Here is a 16205-nt window from a genome sequence, read left to right as displayed (position 1 = left end):
CTGTCGTCTGCTTCCGGCGGCTGTCCTCCGTCGTCAGACAGATCATGCCGGACGGTTGCCGCCCGCGCTGGACCCGCCCGCCGCTTCGGAGTCGATGGGAGCGGCCGCGGCGGCCCTGCGGCGGTGCTCCGCGGCCTTCTCCTCGTAGATCTTCGCCATCCGCAGGTGGTAGTCCGGCTTGTCCTGTTCGTAGATGTCCGGGATGCCGTCGAGGTCCTCGTCGAGCTCCTCGGCCTCGGTCAGGGCCCGGTACTTGCGGTCGCGCATCTTCAGCAGGACGCTCGCGACGATCGCGGCGATGAGGGAGCCGATGAGGACCGCGGCCTTGACCTCGTCCATCAGGACGGCGTCCCCGGGGAAGGCGAGTTCGCCGATCAGCAGGGACACGGTGAACCCGATGCCGGCGAGCGAGGCCACGGCGAGCACGTCGGGCCAGGCGAGGTCCTCGTTCAGCTCGGCCTTGGTGAAGCGGGCGGCCAGCCAGGTGCCGCCGAAGATGCCGACCGTCTTGCCGACGACCAGGCCGAGGACCACGCCGAGGGTCTCGGGGCGGGTGAAGACCTGGGCGATGGAGTCGTCGGAGAGCGAGACCCCGGCGGAGAACAGGGCGAAGAGGGGGACGGCCAGTCCGGCGGACAGGGGCCGCACCAGGTGCTCGATGTGCTCGCCGGGGGAGTGCTCCTCGCCGTCCTTGCGGGTGCAGCGGAGCATCAGGCCCATGGCGACGCCCGCGATGGTGGCGTGGACGCCGCTGTTGTACATCAGGGCCCAGATCGCCAGGGCGAGCGGGACGTACACGTACCAGCCGCGGACGCCGGTGCGGAGCAGGAACCAGAAGAGGACCAGGCCGACGACGGCTCCGCCCAGGGCCAGGAAGTTGATCTCGTTGGTGAAGAACACGGCGATGATCAGGATGGCGAAGAGGTCGTCGACGACGGCGAGGGTCAGCAGGAAGGCGCGCAGCGCGGACGGCAGGGAGGTGCCGATGACCGCGAGGACGGCGAGCGCGAAGGCGATGTCGGTGGCGGTGGGGACCGCCCAGCCGTCCATCGAGCCGCTGCCGAGCGTGTTGACGAGTACGTAGACCAGGGCGGGTACGGCCATGCCGCAGAGGGCGGCGATCACCGGGAGGGCCGCCGCCTTGGCGTCGCTGAGGTCGCCTGCGACGAGTTCGCGCTTGAGCTCGATGCCGGCGACGAAGAAGAAGATCGCGAGCAGGCCGTCGGCCGCCCAGTGCTGGAGGGAGAGGTCCAGGCCGAGGGAGGCGGGTCCGATGTGGAAGGAGCGGACGCTGTTGTAGCTGTCCGAGATTCCGGGGATGTTCGCCCACATGAGGGCGGCGATCGCGGCCACCAGGAGCAGTACGCCGCCGACGGTCTCGGTGCGCAGCGCGTTCGCGACGAACCGCGACTCGGGGAGCGAGAGCCTGCCGAGGAACTTGCGGGTGGGCGTGGGGGTGGCCACGGTGGGGAACCTCCGGGTGGTCGACGGCATGGCAAATGCTGTTGCCGACCAGACTTCCCGGCGCACCCTGAGACTTTCGGACGTCAAATATTGACGTTTCTCTTACTTTACAGGGTGTGCGCGGTCGTATCAGGTGATCTTCACCTTAAACGGGAGGGGGGCGTCCGGCGCGCTGTGCGCCGAACGCCCCGAGTGTTCTCCGCCCGCTGTCCGTCAGTCCTCGTCGGAGGCGCTCGGCAGCTTGTTCTGGATCAGGTCCATCACCGAGGAGTCGGCGAGGGTGGTGACGTCACCGACCGCGCGGTTCTCCGCCACGTCGCGCAGCAGACGACGCATGATCTTGCCCGAACGGGTCTTCGGGAGCTCCTGCACCGGCAGGATCCGCTTCGGCTTCGCGATCGGGCCGAGCGTGGCACCGACGTGGTTGCGCAGCTCGCCGACCAGGGTGTCCGTCTCCGAGGCGCTACCGCGCAGGATGACGAAGGCGACGATGGCCTGCCCGGTGGTCTCGTCGGCCGCACCGACGACGGCCGCCTCGGCGACTGAGGGGTGCGAGACGAGGGCCGACTCGACCTCGGTCGTCGAGATGTTGTGGCCGGACACCAGCATCACGTCGTCGACGCGGCCGAGCAGCCAGATGTCGCCGTCGTCGTCCTTCTTGGCGCCGTCGCCCGCGAAGTACTTGCCCTCGAAGCGCGACCAGTAGGTGTCGATGAAGCGCTGGTCGTCGCCCCAGATGGTGCGGAGCATCGACGGCCACGGCTCGGTGAGGACCAGGTAGCCGCCCCCGCCGTTGTCGACCTCGTGCGCCTCGTCGTCCACGACGGTGGCGGAGATGCCCGGCAGCGCGCGCTGGGCTGAGCCCGGCTTGGTCTCGGTGACGCCCGGCAGCGGGGAGATCATCATCGCGCCGGTCTCGGTCTGCCACCAGGTGTCCACGATCGGACAGCGGTCGCCGCCGATGTGCTTGCGGTACCAGATCCAGGCCTCGGGGTTGATCGGCTCGCCGACCGAGCCCAGCACGCGCAGGCTCGACAGGTCGAACTTCGCGGGGATGTCGTCGCCCCACTTCATGAACGTACGGATCGCCGTGGGCGCGGTGTAGAGGATGGTGACGCCGTACTTCTGGACGACCTCCCAGAACCGGCCCTGGTGGGGGGTGTCCGGGGTGCCCTCGTACATCACCTGGGTGGCGCCGTTGGCGAGCGGCCCGTAGACGATGTAGGAGTGACCGGTCACCCAGCCGATGTCGGCGGTGCACCAGTAGACGTCGGTGTCCGGCTTGAGGTCGAAGACGGCGTGGTGGGTGTACGCGGCCTGCGTCAGGTAGCCGCCCGAGGTGTGCAGGATGCCCTTCGGCTTACCCGTGGTCCCCGAGGTGTACAGGATGAAGAGCGGGTGCTCGGCGTCGAAGGCCTGCGGGGTGTGCTCGGTCGACTGGCGGGCGACCACGTCGTGCCACCAGACGTCCCGGCCCTCGGTGAAGGCGGTGTCCTGGCCGGTGCGGCGCACCACGAGCACGTGCTCGACCTGCGGACACTTGCCGACGGCCTCGTCGATGGCGGGCTTGAGGGCGCTGGGCTTGCCCCGGCGGTAGCCGCCGTCGGCGGTGATCACCAGCTTGGCGTCGGCGTCCTGGATGCGGGAGGCGACGGCGTCGGCGGAGAAACCGCCGAAGACCACCGAGTGGGCGGCGCCGACGCGGGCGCACGCGAGCATCGCGACGACGGCCTCGGGGATCATCGGCAGGTAGACGGCGACCCGGTCGCCGGCCCGTACACCGAGCTCGGTGAGGGCGTTGGCGGCCTGCGAGACCTCGTCCTTGAGCTGGGCGTAGGTGATCGAGCGGCTGTCGCCGGGCTCGCCCTCGAAGTGGATCGCGACTCGCTCGCCGTTGCCGGCCTCGACGTGCCGGTCCACGCAGTTGTACGCGACGTTGAGCTTGCCGTCCGCGAACCACTTCGCGAAGGGCGGGTTGCTCCAGTCGAGCGTCTCCGTCGGCTCCGTGTCCCAGGTCAGCCGCCGGGCCTGCTCGGCCCAGAAGCCCAGCCGGTCCGCGTCGGCCTGCGCGTACGCCGCCTCGGTCACGTTGGCGGCGGCGGCCAGAGCGGCGGGCGGTGCGAACCGACGCTCCTCTTTGAGCAGATTGGCCAGGCTGTCATTGCTCACGACATCTCCCTTTCCCAGGGTGTCCGTTGTGTCCCCGGGCATAGCTCATCAGTTCAGACGCCCAGGTGACAAGGGGTAGCCGAAAATTGGTTTAGACCTATACCACGGCTGGGCCCGTGCTGAGGACGACGCACGAATGGCCCTTTCCCACCGCAGAGCGCGGGAAAGGGCCATCCGCTTACACGGTTCCGGGAGAGTATCGGTTCAGGTGCGCCGCGTCTCAGACGCTCTGACCGACGCTGTCGAAAACCCGACAGTCGAAGAAGTCCTCTCCCTCGGAGAGCAGATACGCCTGCGCCTCGCCCACGTGGAAGTACATGCCGTGCAGTTCCAGGGTGCCCTCGGCGAGCCGCCGGGCCACCGACTCGTGGGCCCGCAGGTGCTCCAGCTGCTGCACCACGTTGGTCAGGCACAGCTGCTCCACGGCGTCGGCCGGGAGCCGCCCCGAGATCCGGGCCCAGGCGTGGTGCCGGCTGCCCATCCGCTCCAGGCTGGGCAGGCCGTGGCGCAACCAGCGGCGCAGCGGGGTCATCGGCGCCTCGGGGTGGGAGTTCAGCAGGGCCTGCATGGCCCCGCAGCCCGAATGCCCGCACACGGTGATGCTGTCGACCTTGAGCACGTCCACCGCGTACTCGATGGCGGCGGCGACGGAATCGTCGGTGGCCTCGGCACCGGGCAGCGGGACGAGGTTGCCCACGTTGCGGACGGTGAACAGGTCCCCGGGGCCACTCGCGGTGATCATGCTGGTCACCAGACGGGAGTCGGCGCAGGTCAGGAAGAGCTGCGACGGCCGCTGCCCCTCGCGCGCCAGCCGGGCCAGCTCGTCGCGGACGTGGGGCGCGGTGTCCCGCTGGAAGGCGCTGATGCCACTGGCCAGTTGACCCGCGCCGCGCCGCCGGGCGGAGGCCGGCATCGTGGCGCTCCCGGGGAGCGGACGGGCCTTCGTGTTCCCGGAGTCCTGCGGGCGGTCGGCGTCCCTTGCGCCGGCGGTGGCCGCGCTCACGGCGCGGTGATCGCAGTGGTTCTGCCAGGGCGTCCAGGGGCGGCAGCACTGGTGAGTCCCGCGCGGGGCGGCGGCGCGGTCCCGGCCGTCGGTCGTCCGGCCGGTCTGCCCCGTCCCCGAGGCCGGGTGGTCCCCGGAGATCGCGGCGCCGCCGCGGCCGGTGAGTTCCAGCGAACCGCCGTGCGCCCGGTGGGAGTCCTGCCAGTCCTGCAGGGTCTCGTAGGCGGCGTGGTCCATGAAGGAGCCGTCGACCTCGATCACCGTGCGGCTCTTGTGCGGGATCTGGTTCAGCACGCGGCTCAAGCGGGGCACCGCGAGGAAGGTCAACTGCCCGCGCGCCTGGACGTGGTGGACGCCGTCCAACACCTCCAGGGTGATCCGCGTCCGGGCGAGCCTGTGCAGGGCCACCGCGACGGCCACGGCGATGCCGACGGCCACCCCTTCCAGGACCCCGCCCAGCACGACGGCCACGATGGTCGTCGCGTAGACCAGGAACTCGCGGTGCCGGGTGACCGTACGCAGGTGCGTGATGGACACCATCTGGATCCCGACGGCCATCACCAGCGCGGCCAGTGCCGCGAGCGGGATCAGATCGAGGACAGGGACGAGCAGCCCGGCCGCGACCAGCACCCACAGACCGTGGAACATGGCCGATTTGCGGCTGACGGCACCGGCCTTGACGTTGGCCACGCTGCGGACGGCGACCCCCGTCACCGGCAGCCCGCCCAGTGCCCCGGACACGATGTTCGCCGCGCCCTGACCGCGCAGCTCGCGGTCGAGGTCGGCGCGGGGCGGACGGTTCTCCGTACCGCGCTCGGAGGCGATCAGCTTGTCGGTGGCCACGGAGGACAGCAGGGACTCCACACTGCCGACCAGGGTGATCGTCAGGACGGCGGCGATCAGGCCGAGCACCGGCCCCTCGGGGAGTTCGGGCAGGGCGTGGCTGCGCCACGAGGGCAGGTCGACCCGGGGCAGGGTGAGACCGGCGAGGACGGCGAACGCCGTGGCCGCGGCGACCGCTGCCAGGGCCGCCGGCACCTTCCGCAGGGCCGCGCCTGCCCGCCCGGGAATCCGGGACCAGCCGAGCAGCACGCACACGGTCAGCGCGCTCACGCCGAGCGCCGCCGGATGGAGGTCGGCCAACTGGCCCGGCAGTCCCCGGACGTTGGCCACGGCCGAGCTCTGCGGGGTGCCGCCGAGCACGATGTGGAGCTGGGCCAGGGCGATGGTCACGCCGATGCCGGCGAGCATGCCGTGCACGATCGCCGGACTCACCATGAGCGCCGACCGGGCGGTCCGCAGGAAGGCGAGCCCGAGCTGGCAGCAGCCGGCCAGCACCGTGATGGCGCAGGTGGTGCGCCATCCGTAGCGCTGGATCAACTCGGCGGTCACGACGGTGAGTCCGGCCGCGGGCCCGCTCACCTGGAGTGGGGCTCCGCCGAACCGTCCGGCCACGATCCCGCCGACCGCGGCGGCCACCAGTCCCGCTTGCAGGGGTGCTCCGGTGGCGAGCGCGATACCGAGGGATAGCGGCAGGGCGATCAGGAAGACGGCGATGGAGGCCGAGAGGTCCGCGGCGAGCTTCCCGCGCGGCCCCTGGGAGTCCTTGGTGCCCGGGGCGCCCTTGACGCCTTCGACGCCCGCGGTGTTTTTGGTGTCGGATGCGGGCGCCGCGGCCGCGGCTGTTGTGGGGGCGTGCGTCGTACTGGTGGTGTGCGTGCTTGTGGTGTTCGTGGTGGTGGGGTGCTGTGCCGCGGCGGCCTGGGTGGCCGGGCCCGGCACGGCTGGGGTGGGGGCTGTCATAGGTTCCCGTCTCCTCTGAGGAGGGATGAAGCGGCGGGAGTCTCAACACTCGGTAAATGGATGGTAATGGAGAGTAAAGGGAAGGCGAGGATATTACGGGCAAATGGCGTACGAATTAGCACTCAGGGGTGAATAAGCATTTTGTCCGGCTTGTCATACCTTCCTCAAATCGGCCCCCGTGGGACGTTGCGGCGCGGAAGTCCTGCGTTGGGAACTGCGAGGGAGAGGTGTGCGGATGATCGCCGCCACGAAGAAGATCGCCGGAGGCCTGGTCGCCACGGCCTTGGTGCTCGGCGCCGCCGGGTGCAGTACGTCCGGGGGCGTGAAGCCCGCCGGTGGCCCGAACGCCAAGAAGGGCGCTGCCGCCCCGGAGGCCCCCGGCAGCGTCATGCGGCCGATCGGGGACGGCTCCACCGCCTACACCGGTCCCCAACCACACGTGGTCAAGCCGCAGAAGCTGAAGGCGGGCGAGAAGCCGCCGCAGTTCGTGGTGTTCTCGTGGGACGGGGCCGGCGAGGACAGCCAGAAGCTCTTCTCGCACTTCCGCGAGGTCGGGAAGAAGTACAACGCCCGGATGACCTACTTCCTCAGCGGCGTGTACCTGCTGCCGGAGGAGAAACGTTCCCTCTACACCGCCCCGCAGCACGACTCCGGCCGTTCCGACATCGGCTTCGGCGACCTGCAGGGCATCAAGGACACCGCTACCCAGGTCCGGGCCGCCTGGCTGGAGGGCAACGAGATCGGCACCCACTTCAACGGCCACTTCTGCGGACCCGAGGGGGGCGTCGGCACCTGGTCCGTGGAGGAGTGGAAGAGCGAGATCAACCAGGCCAAGTCCTTCGTCAAGAACTGGAAGACGAACGCGGGCCTCAAGGACATGGAAGCCCTGCCCTTCGACTACGACAAGGAGCTCATCGGAGCCCGCACCCCCTGCCTCGAAGGCCAGAAGAACTTCATGCTGGCCGCGAAGGACATGGGCTTCCGCTACGACTCGAGCGGCATCAGCAAGCAGATCTGGCCCAAGAAGACGGACGGGCTCTGGGACATCCCGCTCCAACTGGTCCCGATGCCGGGCCGCGCCTTCGACACGCTGAGCATGGACTACAACTACATGGTCAACCAGTCGGGGACGACGTCCCAGGGCGACCCCTCGCAGCACCAGTACTGGGGTGACCAGATGCGCGACGGCCTGCGCCAGGCCTTCGACCGGGTCTATCAGGGCAACCGCGCGCCGCTGATCATCGGCAACCACTTCGAGTCGTGGAACGGCGGCACCTACATGCGTGCCGTCGAGGAGTCGATCAAGGGCATGTGCACCAAGCCGGAGGTCCGCTGCGTTCCGTTCCGCGAGCTCGCCGACTGGCTGGACGCCCAGGACCCCAAGACCCTGGAGTGGATGCGCACCCTCGACGTGGGCGAGACGCCCAAGGAGGGCTGGAACAAGTTCCTCACCGCGGGGCCGCCGGCCGAACCGGCCGCCCCGTCGGGTGCCGCCGGGGTCAAGCCGGCTGAGGAGCGGGCCGCGGAGTCGGACGAGGGCTGACCAGCACCTCGTCGCGGATACCGACGGCCTCGTTCAGGACGAAGCCGGGGTCGACCTGCTCCGCCAGGTCGACCCCGGTCTTGGCGTTGCCCCAGCTCTCCGCGTTCCGCAGGTGGAAGTGCACCATCTGCTCGGTGTACTTGGCCCAGTCCCGGCCGGCGTAGGAGTCCTCGGCCGCGTCCTGGAGGGCCTGCAGGGCGAGCCGGTTGGTCGCCTCCAGGAGTTCGAAGGCGGCCGGGCGGCCCTTCTCCATCGCCCGCACCCAGTCGGAGTGCCCGAAGGTGACCAGCAGGTCCTCGCCCACCTCGTCCTGGAGGAACTCGATGTCCTCCGGACCCTGCACCTTGTTGCCGACCACCTTGAGCGAGACCCCGAAGTCCCGGGCGTACTCCTTGTACTGGCGGTAGACGGAGACTCCCTTGCGGGTCGGCTCGGCGACGAGGAAGGTCACGTCGAAACGGGTGAACATGCCGGAGGCGAAGGAGTCCGAACCGGCCGTCATGTCGACGACGACGTACTCGTCGGGTCCGTCGACCAGGTGGTTGAGGCAGAGCTCGACCGCGCCGACCTTCGAGTGGTAGCAGGCCACCCCGAGATCGGCCTCGGTGAACGGCCCGGTCGCCATCAGCCTGACGGGGTCCCCGTCGAGCAGCAGCGTGTGGGCGCAGGCCTCGTAGACCGGGTTGTCCTCGGTGATCCGCAGCAGCCGCGAGCCGGCCCCGGGCGGGGTGGTCTTGATCATGCTGTCGGCGGACGCGATGCGCGGATTGGACCCGCGCAGGTACTCCTTGATCAGGGGCAGGTGCGCGCCCAGGGCGGGCAGCGCGGCGGCCTCGTCCTCGCCGAGCCCGAGGGCCGCGCCGAGGTGCTGGTTGATGTCGGCGTCCACCGCGACGACGGGGGCTTCATTGGCAGCGAGGTGGCGGATGAAGAGGGAGGACAACGTGGTCTTCCCGCTGCCGCCCTTTCCCACGAAAGCGATCTTCATGTTCACCAAGGGTAGTGGGTCGATCGCGTTCAGTGGTCAAGGTGAGTGAAGAAGACCACTCCAAGGAGGGGTCGGTGCTATGGGTGAGCAGTGCGTAGGCTCCCTACTTATGAGTAGCGCTTCTGACCCGCTGGCGCCCCTGGGCTCGCTCCCGGGTGTCGCAGAGTCCGTGGATTCCGTACGCAAGGCAGTGGACCGGGTCTACGGGCACCGGGTGATGCGCCGCCGCAGCGGGGAGATCACCTCGGAGGCCGCGCTGCGCGGCGCCCGGGGCAGCGCGGCGCTGTCCGGCGCCGACTGGGCGCTGGAGGAGGTCCGCCGGCGGACCGACTTCGGCGCGGAGGCGGAGGCGCGGACGGTGGGTGCGGCCCTGCGTCTGACGGCGGAGGCCGGGCAACTGCTCAGCATCTGGCGCCAATCACCGCTCCGCGTCCTGGCCCGCCTCCACCTCGTCGCCTCCGGGTCGACGGAGGCGGGGGACGTCGTGGGTCGGCCCCGACTGGCCGGGGAGGCGGTGGACGAGCCCTTGGTGGAACTCCCGCTGCCCAGCGCCGAGGAGGTGGCCGGCCGCCTCGACGGCCTGTCGAGGCTGATCATCGCGGGCGGCTCCGCCCCCGCCCTGATCACGGGAGCGGTCGTGCACGGCGAACTGCTGGCCCTGCGCCCCTTCGGCTCCTACAACGGCCTGGTCGCGCGCGCCGCCGAGCGCATCGTGCTGATCAACAGCGGTCTCGACCCGAAGGCGATCTGCCCGTCGGAGGCCGGTCACGCGGAACAGGGTCGCGAGGCGTACCTGGCGGCCTTCGAGGGGTACGTTTCCGGAACTCCGGAGGGGATGGCGGCCTGGATCGCGCACTGCGGCCGCGCGATCGAGCTCGGCGTGCGCGAGTCGACGGCCGTCTGCGAAGCGCTCCAGCGCGGCGCGGCCTGAGCTCGGCGATTCGGCGACTTCGGACCGAGCGCTCGGGTCCGTCGGTGCTCCGGGGGCCGGCGTCGGTGCCTGGCTCGCGGGTCCTTGGGCCTCGGGGAGGCGGACGGTCCGGTAGGGGCCGTCCGGTGGAGGCCGTCCGGCGAGGGTGAATCGTCCCCGAACATGGGTTGCGGCGACACCGTCTTGCTTTGGTGTCGCCGCTGGCACTTGCGCCCAGTTACCAAGCGTCCTCGATGAATGCCCATCAGGTCGGGAGCTTTGCCCGTCACCTGGTGCGGCTGGCCCGTAATCGACGGGTCGACGTCGCGTGGGTGCTCGGCGTTCGTGCTTCGGTCCGTGGGCCTTACTGCGTTTTAAAGATGATCCTCTCGGATGTTCTTTGGTCTCGCGGGCCGTGATTCCTTTGTACTCCGCTTCCGGGCGGAGCGAAACCCCTGGCCACAGTTCTTTACTTTCCGGGATGATCCAGGGCGATCCGGACACCTTGCGCCCCGCAGGTCGGCGGGGCTCCGGTGGAGGTCAGGCCGACGCCGCCCGGCGGCGGCTCGCGTACCAGACCAGCCCGGCGGTGGCCGCTGCCGCGCCGACGGCCGCCGCGGCGACCAGGGCGGGTCGTGCCGGCATCGACAGTCCGGGCAGCCGCTGCTTCAGGCGGACCGGCTTGTTGAACACCAGCACCGGCCACTCCCGCGCGACCGCCTCACGGCGCAACGTCCGGTCGGGGTTCACCGCGTGCGGGTATCCGACCGCCTCCAGCATGGGCAGGTCGGTGATCGAGTCGCTGTACGCGTAGCACCGGGCGAGGTCGTACCCCTCGGACTCCGCGAGCTCCCGCACTGCCTCGGCCTTCGTCGGGCCGTAGGCGTAGTAGTCGATCTCGCCGGTGAAGCAGCCGTCCTCGCCGACCACCATCCGGGTCGCCACGACCCGGTCCGCCCCGAGCATCTCGCCGATGGGTTCGACGACTTCCGCTCCCGAGGTCGAGACGATCACCACGTCACGGCCGGCGGTGTGGTGGGCCTCGATCAGCGAGGCAGCCTCGTCGTAGATGATCGGGTCGATCAGGTCGTGCAGGGCTTCGGCGACGATCTCCCGCACCTGCTGGACGTTCCACCCCTTGCAGAGGGCGGAGAGGTACTCCCGCATCCGCTCCATCTGGTCGTGGTCGGCGCCACCGGCCAGGAAGATGAACTGCGTGTACGCGGTGCGCAGCACGGCCCGCCTGTTGATCAGGCCGCCCTGGTAGAAGGACTTGCTGAACGTCAGGGCGCTGGACTTCGCAATGACCGTCTTGTCCAGGTCGAAGAAGGCAGCGGTCCGAGGCGAGGAGTGCGGCAAGGGCTGATTTTCCACGACCCGAGCATATGCGCCCACCATTCGGCGTAAGGTGCGGCGCGTGGGTTTGCTTGAGAAGGCTCTCGGGTACACCATGGAAGTCACGGATCGTTCGCGACCGTGCTAACCCGGTCTGGCTCCTCCCCCCCCGAGTCGGACCGTGGGGACGACCCCCGCTCTCCCCCCCGGCGGGGGTCGTCGCATGTCCGGACGCGGTTTGCGTCCCGTGCTCACGACCTTCAGTGACCATCTCTTCGGTCCTTCCTCTGTGGTCGACCTTCCTGGCGAAGGCCCTCACCCCCTCGAACTCGTCACTCTGTGTAGTTGTTCCGCCGCGCTCCGGAACTCACCTGACGGTGTGGCGAAGTTATTCACAACGGCCTTCTTGTCCACAGTTTTCACGCAAGATCCACTTCAATTTTCAGAACCCCGCACCGTGATTCCAGCCGCGAAGTCCGCGGTTCCTGGATTTGCGTGAGAAGGGGGCGGAGATCGTGGCTGGATCGAAGTCGTGTGAAGTACCGGAACCCTCGGTGGCCCTCAGGGGCGGGGGATCCGTCCGAACCGGTGGCGCCGGCCCCGGTGGCGGCCGGCCGTTGATCATCACCGAGGATCCTCTGCTGCTCGACGACCTGCTGAGGCTGTGCGCCGCCGCGGGCGCCGAGCCCCATGTGCACCACGCGGTGCCGGAGCGGAGCGGAGCCGGTGCGGACCGGGGCGGCGGAGGCGTGGAGGACGGTGGCCGGGATCCGGCCGGCCCGATCGGAGGCACCGGCTGGGAGAGCGCCCCGCTCGTACTCGTCGGGGACGACGCCGCCCGCCGGGTGCGCGCGGCGCCGCGCAGGGACGGGGTGTTCCTCGTCGGCCGTGAACTCGACGACCCCCAGGTCTGGCAACGGGCCGTCGAGATCGGGGCGGAAGAGGTGCTGCGGCTGCCCGACGCCGAAGGCCTGCTCGTCGACCGCATCGCCGACGTGGTGGAAGGGGCCGGTAGGCCCGCCCTCGCCGTCGGGGTGATCGGCGGCAGCGGCGGCGCCGGGGCGTCCACCCTTGCCTGCGCCCTCGCCCTGCGGGCCGCCCGCGCCGGGGAGCGCACCATCCTCATCGACGGGGACCCGCTCGGCGGCGGCATGGACGTGCTGCTCGGCGGCGAGAGCGCCGAAGGGCTGCGCTGGCCCGACTTCGCCGCCTCCCGCGGCCGGGTCGGCGCCGGAGCGCTGGAGGAGTCCCTGCCCGAGCTGCACGCGCTGCGGGTGCTGAGCTGGGACCGCGGGGACCGGGTGGTGGTGCCGCCCGCCGCGATGCGGTCCGTCGTGGCCGCGGCCCGGCGCCGGGGCGGGGTGGTGGTGGTCGACCTGCCCCGACGGATCGACGAGGCAGTGGCCGAGGTGCTGGCCCAGCTCGACCTGGTGCTGATGGTGGTGCCCGGCGAACTGAGGTCGGTGGCCGCGGCGGGGCGGGTGGCCGCCGGGGTCCGCATGGTGGCCCGGGACGTCCGCGTGGTCGTACGGGGCCGCTGTGCCCACGGGCTCGACGCCGAAGCCGTGGCGCGACTGCTGGGAGTGCCCCTGGCCGGAGAAGTACCGGTCGAGGTGGGGCTGCCGGGGCGTGTGGCCGAAGGGGAACCACCGGGCTCGCGGGGCACGCTCGCCCGGTTCTGCGACGGCTTCTGGCAGCGCGCGCTCGGTTCCGCCCAGGGGGCGTCGGCATGAGCGCGGTCCTGCTGGACGCGGTGCGCCAGCACCTCGCCGAGAGCGGCGGCGAGCCGACCCCGGCCCGGGTCGCCGCGGCGCTGCGGGCCCAGGGCCGCCTGCTCGGTGACGCGGAAGTATTGGGCGTGGCCGCGGAGTTGCGGTCCGAACTCGTCGGCGCCGGGCCGCTGGAACGACTGCTCGCCGATCCCGACGTCACCGACGTACTCGTCGCCGCCCCGGACCGGGTGTGGGTGGACCGGGGTGGCGGGCTCGAACTGACCGGGGTGACCTTCGCCGACGCCGAGGCCGTGCGCAGGCTGGCCCAGCGGCTGGCCGCCGTCGCCGGGCGGCGCCTGGACGACGCCCGACCCTGGGTCGACGCCCGACTGCCCGACGGCACCCGGCTGCACGCCGTGCTGCCCCCGGTGGCCGTCGGTTCGGCGTGCCTGTCCCTGAGGGTGGTGCGGCCGAAGGCCTTCACCCTGGAGGAGTTGGTCGCCGCCGGGACCCTTCCGCCCGGCGGGCAGCGACTGCTGCGGGCGATGGTCGAGGCCCGACTCTCCTTCCTCGTCTCCGGCGGGACCGGAACGGGCAAGACCACCCTGCTCAGCGCCCTTCTCGGCCTCGTCGGGCCGGGGGAGCGGATCGTCCTGGCCGAGGACTCCGCCGAACTGCGCCCCGACCATCCCCATGTGGTGAGGCTGGAGACCCGCCCGGCGAACCAGGAGGGTGCGGGACTGGTGACACTGGCGGACCTGGTCCGGCAGGCCCTGCGGATGCGGCCCGACCGGCTCGTGGTGGGCGAGGTGCGCGGCGCCGAGGTCGCCGACCTGCTGGCCGCGCTGAACACCGGGCACGAGGGCGGGTGCGGCACGGTGCACGCCAATGCCGCCGCGCACGTCCCGGCCCGGTTGGAGGCGCTCGGAACGGCCGCCGGGTTGGACCGGACCGCCCTGCACAGCCAGTTGGCCGCGGCGCTGACCTTGGTGGTCCACCTGACCCGCGACCGGAGCGGGCGCCGCCGGGTCACCGAGGTACACGTGCTGGAACGGGATCCGGCCGGGCTGGTGGTGACCGTGCCCGCCCTGCGCTGGGGGGTCCGGGGCTTCGTGCGGGAGCAGGGCTGGGCTCGGCTGGGGCCGCTGCCGGGAGGTGCGCGGTGAGTGCCGTGCCGGTCGGCTCCGTGCCCGTGTTCGCCGGGCTGTTGTGCGCCGGGGCCGCTGCCTGGGTGTTGACCGGGGGCGATCAAGGGCAACGGCGGGCCCGGCTGGTTCTCGCCGGGGGAGGCCTGGTGGCACCCGGAGGGCCGTTGCGCGTAAGGCGGTTGGTGGCCGCGGTGCGAGTACGGGCGGGGCGGTGGCGGGAGTGGGCCGTCCCGGTGGCCGCACTGCTGATCGCCCTGTGGGGCGGGTCGGTGATCCCGCTGCTGTTGGGGGCGGCGTCCGTGCCGTTGCTGAGGCGGTGGCTGAGGGCGGCGGAGCGGGAGCGTGCCCGTACGGCCAGGGCCGCCGGGGTGATGGCGCTGTGCGGGGCCGTCGTGGGGGAACTACGGGCCGGGGCGCAGCCCGGGCAGGCCCTCACCGTGGCGATGCGCCGCACGGTGGCGGGGCCCGGGGGCCCGGGGGCGGCGGAGGCGGGCGTGCTGGCCGCCGCGGCCTTCGGCGGGGACGTGCCCGGTGCGCTGCGCCAGGCCGCGCGGGAACCGGGCGCGGAAGGGCTGGCCGGGATGGCCGCCTGCTGGCACGTCTCGGTGGACGGCGGCGCCGGCCTCGCGGCCGGACTGGACCGGCTGGAGGGGGCGTTGCGGGCCGAGCGGGACCGGGAGGAGTCGCTGCGGGCCCAGTTGGCGGGAGCCAGGTCCACGACGGTGGTGCTCGCGTTGCTGCCGCTGGTGGGGCTGCTGATCGGGACGGGCCTGGGGGCGGACCCGCTGCGCGTCCTGCTGCACTCGTCGATGGGGTGGGGCTGCCTGGTGGCGGGCGGGGTGCTGGAGGCGTCGGGGCTCCTGTGGTGCCGACGGATCGTACGGGCGGGGGAACGGTGATGGGCGGGCCGGATGTCCACAGGCTGGGGACGGCGTGTTGCCTGGCGGCGCTGGTGTGGTGGGCGACCTCCGCACTGTGGTCCGGGGTGCGGAGCCGGGCGGCGCGGCGCAGGATCGCGGGCCTCTTCCGTTGGGAGCAGGGGCGCCGCCGCCCGCGGTGGAAACCCGGGACCAGGGAGGCGGTCACCGCGTGGGCCGGGCCGGGCGGCGTCCTGGTGGCGGGCTGGTGGGTGGTCGGCGGGCCGGCGGGACTCCTGGTGGGGTGCGCGGCGGCCTTCGCGGCGAGGCGCCTGCTGCTCAGGGCCGCACGGCAGCCGTCCGGGGTCGATTCCCGTGAGGCGGAACGGCAGTTGCCCTTCGCCGCCGATCTGCTGGCCGCCTGTCTGGCGGCGGGGGCCGGGCCGGTCGAGGCCGCCGAGGTGGTGGGGGAGTCGGTGGGCGGCCCGGTGGGCGAGCGGCTGGCCATGGCCGGGGCGGAGTTGCGGCTCGGAGGCGAACCGGGTTCCGCGTGGGGGAGGTTGGCCGGCATACCGGGGGCGCGGGGGCTGGCGGAGTGTCTGGAGCGGGCCGCGCGGACCGGGGCACCCGCCGCCGAACCGGTCTCGCGCCTGGCGGCCGGCCTGCGGGCGGAACGGATGCGACAGGCAGGCGCCAGGGCGCAGCGGGCGGCGGTACTCGTCACGGCGCCGGTGGGGCTCTGTTTCCTCCCCGCGTTCCTTGCGATCGGAGTGGCTCCGGTGGTGATCGGAATGGCCTCGGGGCTGCTCTCCGGAAGCTGAAGCAGGAATTGAAACCTGAAATCACATCAAGAACGTAATCCCACAGGAGGTTTGTCATGAGGATCATCTGGTTCCGGCTGCGTAAGGCCTTGGGCAGTCGCGGTGGCGACACGGGAATGTCGACTTCGGAATACGCCATGGGCACGATCGCGGCGTGTGCGTTCGCAGCTGTTCTGTACAAGGTGGTGACGAGTGACGTGGTCTCGGCGGCGCTCCAGTCGACCATCGGAAAGGCGCTCGATGCGCCGTTCTGAGCGAAAGCCGCCGGGAAACGCGGACCGCGGATACGTGACGGCCGAGGCGGCCATGGTGATCCCCGCCCTGGTCCTGTTCGCGGCGCTGCTGGTGTGGGCGCTGATGGCGGCCGCGGCGCAGATCCGCTGCGTGGACGCCGCCAGGGCGGGGGCCCGGGCGGCGGCCCGGTCCGAGCCGACCGAGGTGGCGGTGGCCGC

At 71.4% G+C, this 16205-nt stretch carries 13 protein-coding genes; 8 read left to right on the top strand and 5 right to left on the bottom strand.

What is annotated here, in order from left to right; all coding sequences use genetic code 11:
* Window positions 1-42 precede the first annotated feature (42 nt).
* From nhaA to NOD94_RS23330, 3 genes are all read right to left on the bottom strand, one after another.
* On the bottom strand, window positions 43-1464 hold the full coding sequence (gene nhaA, locus NOD94_RS23340) for a Na+/H+ antiporter NhaA (protein WP_281208014.1): 1422 nt from the start codon (window positions 1462-1464) through the stop codon (window positions 43-45).
* 213 nt (window positions 1465-1677) lie between these two features.
* Window positions 1678-3675 carry an acetate--CoA ligase gene (gene acs, locus NOD94_RS23335; protein WP_281208012.1) on the bottom strand — a complete coding sequence of 666 codons (1998 nt, stop codon included), beginning with the start codon at window positions 3673-3675 and terminating at the stop codon, window positions 1678-1680.
* Between the two features lie 178 nt (window positions 3676-3853).
* Window positions 3854-6439 carry a SulP family inorganic anion transporter gene (locus tag NOD94_RS23330; RefSeq protein ID WP_281208011.1) on the bottom strand — a complete coding sequence of 862 codons (2586 nt, stop codon included), beginning with the start codon at window positions 6437-6439 and terminating at the stop codon, window positions 3854-3856.
* Between the two features lie 235 nt (window positions 6440-6674).
* Between NOD94_RS23330 and NOD94_RS23325 the strand changes: the two genes are divergently transcribed.
* The gene (locus tag NOD94_RS23325) at window positions 6675-7982 is read left to right on the top strand and encodes a hypothetical protein (RefSeq protein WP_281208010.1); all 1308 of its coding nucleotides are present in this window, start codon (window positions 6675-6677) and stop codon (window positions 7980-7982) included.
* Here NOD94_RS23325 and NOD94_RS23320 read toward each other — a convergent pair.
* Window positions 7939-8970, bottom strand: coding sequence for an ATP-binding protein (locus NOD94_RS23320; RefSeq protein ID WP_281208009.1), 1032 nt, complete (start codon window positions 8968-8970; stop codon window positions 7939-7941). The two genes, NOD94_RS23325 and NOD94_RS23320, sit on opposite strands and share 44 nt — an antisense overlap.
* A 109-nt stretch (window positions 8971-9079) precedes the next feature.
* Here NOD94_RS23320 and NOD94_RS23315 point away from each other — a divergent pair, with 109 nt between their 5' ends.
* Window positions 9080-9901, top strand: coding sequence for an oxidoreductase (locus NOD94_RS23315; protein ID WP_281208008.1), 822 nt, complete (start codon window positions 9080-9082; stop codon window positions 9899-9901).
* Between the two features lie 519 nt (window positions 9902-10420).
* Here the strand turns inward: NOD94_RS23315 and NOD94_RS23310 are convergent.
* On the bottom strand, window positions 10421-11278 hold the full coding sequence (locus NOD94_RS23310) for an HAD-IB family hydrolase (RefSeq protein WP_281208007.1): 858 nt from the start codon (window positions 11276-11278) through the stop codon (window positions 10421-10423).
* Between the two features lie 491 nt (window positions 11279-11769).
* Between NOD94_RS23310 and ssd the strand changes: the two genes are divergently transcribed.
* The 6 genes from ssd to NOD94_RS23280 all read left to right on the top strand — a co-directional run.
* Window positions 11770-12948, top strand: coding sequence for a septum site-determining protein Ssd (gene ssd / locus NOD94_RS23305; RefSeq protein WP_281208040.1), 1179 nt, complete (start codon window positions 11770-11772; stop codon window positions 12946-12948).
* The gene (locus NOD94_RS23300; protein ID WP_281208006.1) at window positions 12945-14093 is read left to right on the top strand and encodes a TadA family conjugal transfer-associated ATPase; all 1149 of its coding nucleotides are present in this window, start codon (window positions 12945-12947) and stop codon (window positions 14091-14093) included. The genes ssd and NOD94_RS23300 overlap by 4 nt, the downstream gene beginning before the upstream one ends.
* Window positions 14094-14113: 20 nt before the next feature.
* The gene (locus NOD94_RS23295; RefSeq protein ID WP_281208039.1) at window positions 14114-14974 is read left to right on the top strand and encodes a hypothetical protein; all 861 of its coding nucleotides are present in this window, start codon (window positions 14114-14116) and stop codon (window positions 14972-14974) included.
* Complete coding sequence (locus NOD94_RS23290; RefSeq protein ID WP_281208005.1) at window positions 14974-15753, top strand: type II secretion system F family protein; 780 nt, start codon at window positions 14974-14976, stop codon at window positions 15751-15753. Before NOD94_RS23295 ends, NOD94_RS23290 begins: the two co-directional genes overlap by 1 nt.
* 56 nt (window positions 15754-15809) lie before the next feature.
* Window positions 15810-16007, top strand: coding sequence for a DUF4244 domain-containing protein (locus NOD94_RS23285; RefSeq protein WP_281208004.1), 198 nt, complete (start codon window positions 15810-15812; stop codon window positions 16005-16007).
* A partial coding sequence (locus tag NOD94_RS23280; protein ID WP_281208003.1) for a TadE family type IV pilus minor pilin occupies window positions 15994-16205 on the top strand: 212 nt, incomplete at its 3' end. The genes NOD94_RS23285 and NOD94_RS23280, both read left to right, overlap by 14 nt.

This window comes from Streptomyces sp. Isolate_45 (genome assembly GCF_024721315.2).
Taxonomy (GTDB): Bacteria; Actinomycetota; Actinomycetes; order Streptomycetales; family Streptomycetaceae; genus Streptomyces.
Note: the sequence above shows the minus strand (reverse complement) of the source record. Positions and strands in the feature narration are given on the sequence as shown.

What these genes read in the sequence shown, in the direction of transcription:
- NOD94_RS23310 (WP_281208007.1), bottom strand. Translation starts at nt 11,278, where the DNA reads ATGGTGGGCGCATATGCTCGGGTCGTGGAAAATCAGCCCTTGCCGCAC.
- NOD94_RS23300 (WP_281208006.1), top strand. Translation starts at nt 12,945, where the DNA reads ATGAGCGCGGTCCTGCTGGACGCGGTGCGCCAGCACCTCGCCGAGAGC.
- NOD94_RS23285 (WP_281208004.1), top strand. Translation starts at nt 15,810, where the DNA reads ATGAGGATCATCTGGTTCCGGCTGCGTAAGGCCTTGGGCAGTCGCGGT.
- NOD94_RS23315 (WP_281208008.1), top strand. Translation starts at nt 9,080, where the DNA reads ATGAGTAGCGCTTCTGACCCGCTGGCGCCCCTGGGCTCGCTCCCGGGT.
- NOD94_RS23320 (WP_281208009.1), bottom strand. Translation starts at nt 8,970, where the DNA reads ATGAAGATCGCTTTCGTGGGAAAGGGCGGCAGCGGGAAGACCACGTTG.
- NOD94_RS23330 (WP_281208011.1), bottom strand. Translation starts at nt 6,439, where the DNA reads ATGACAGCCCCCACCCCAGCCGTGCCGGGCCCGGCCACCCAGGCCGCC.
- NOD94_RS23290 (WP_281208005.1), top strand. Translation starts at nt 14,974, where the DNA reads ATGGGCGGGCCGGATGTCCACAGGCTGGGGACGGCGTGTTGCCTGGCG.
- acs (WP_281208012.1), bottom strand. Translation starts at nt 3,675, where the DNA reads ATGCCCGGGGACACAACGGACACCCTGGGAAAGGGAGATGTCGTGAGC.
- NOD94_RS23325 (WP_281208010.1), top strand. Translation starts at nt 6,675, where the DNA reads ATGATCGCCGCCACGAAGAAGATCGCCGGAGGCCTGGTCGCCACGGCC.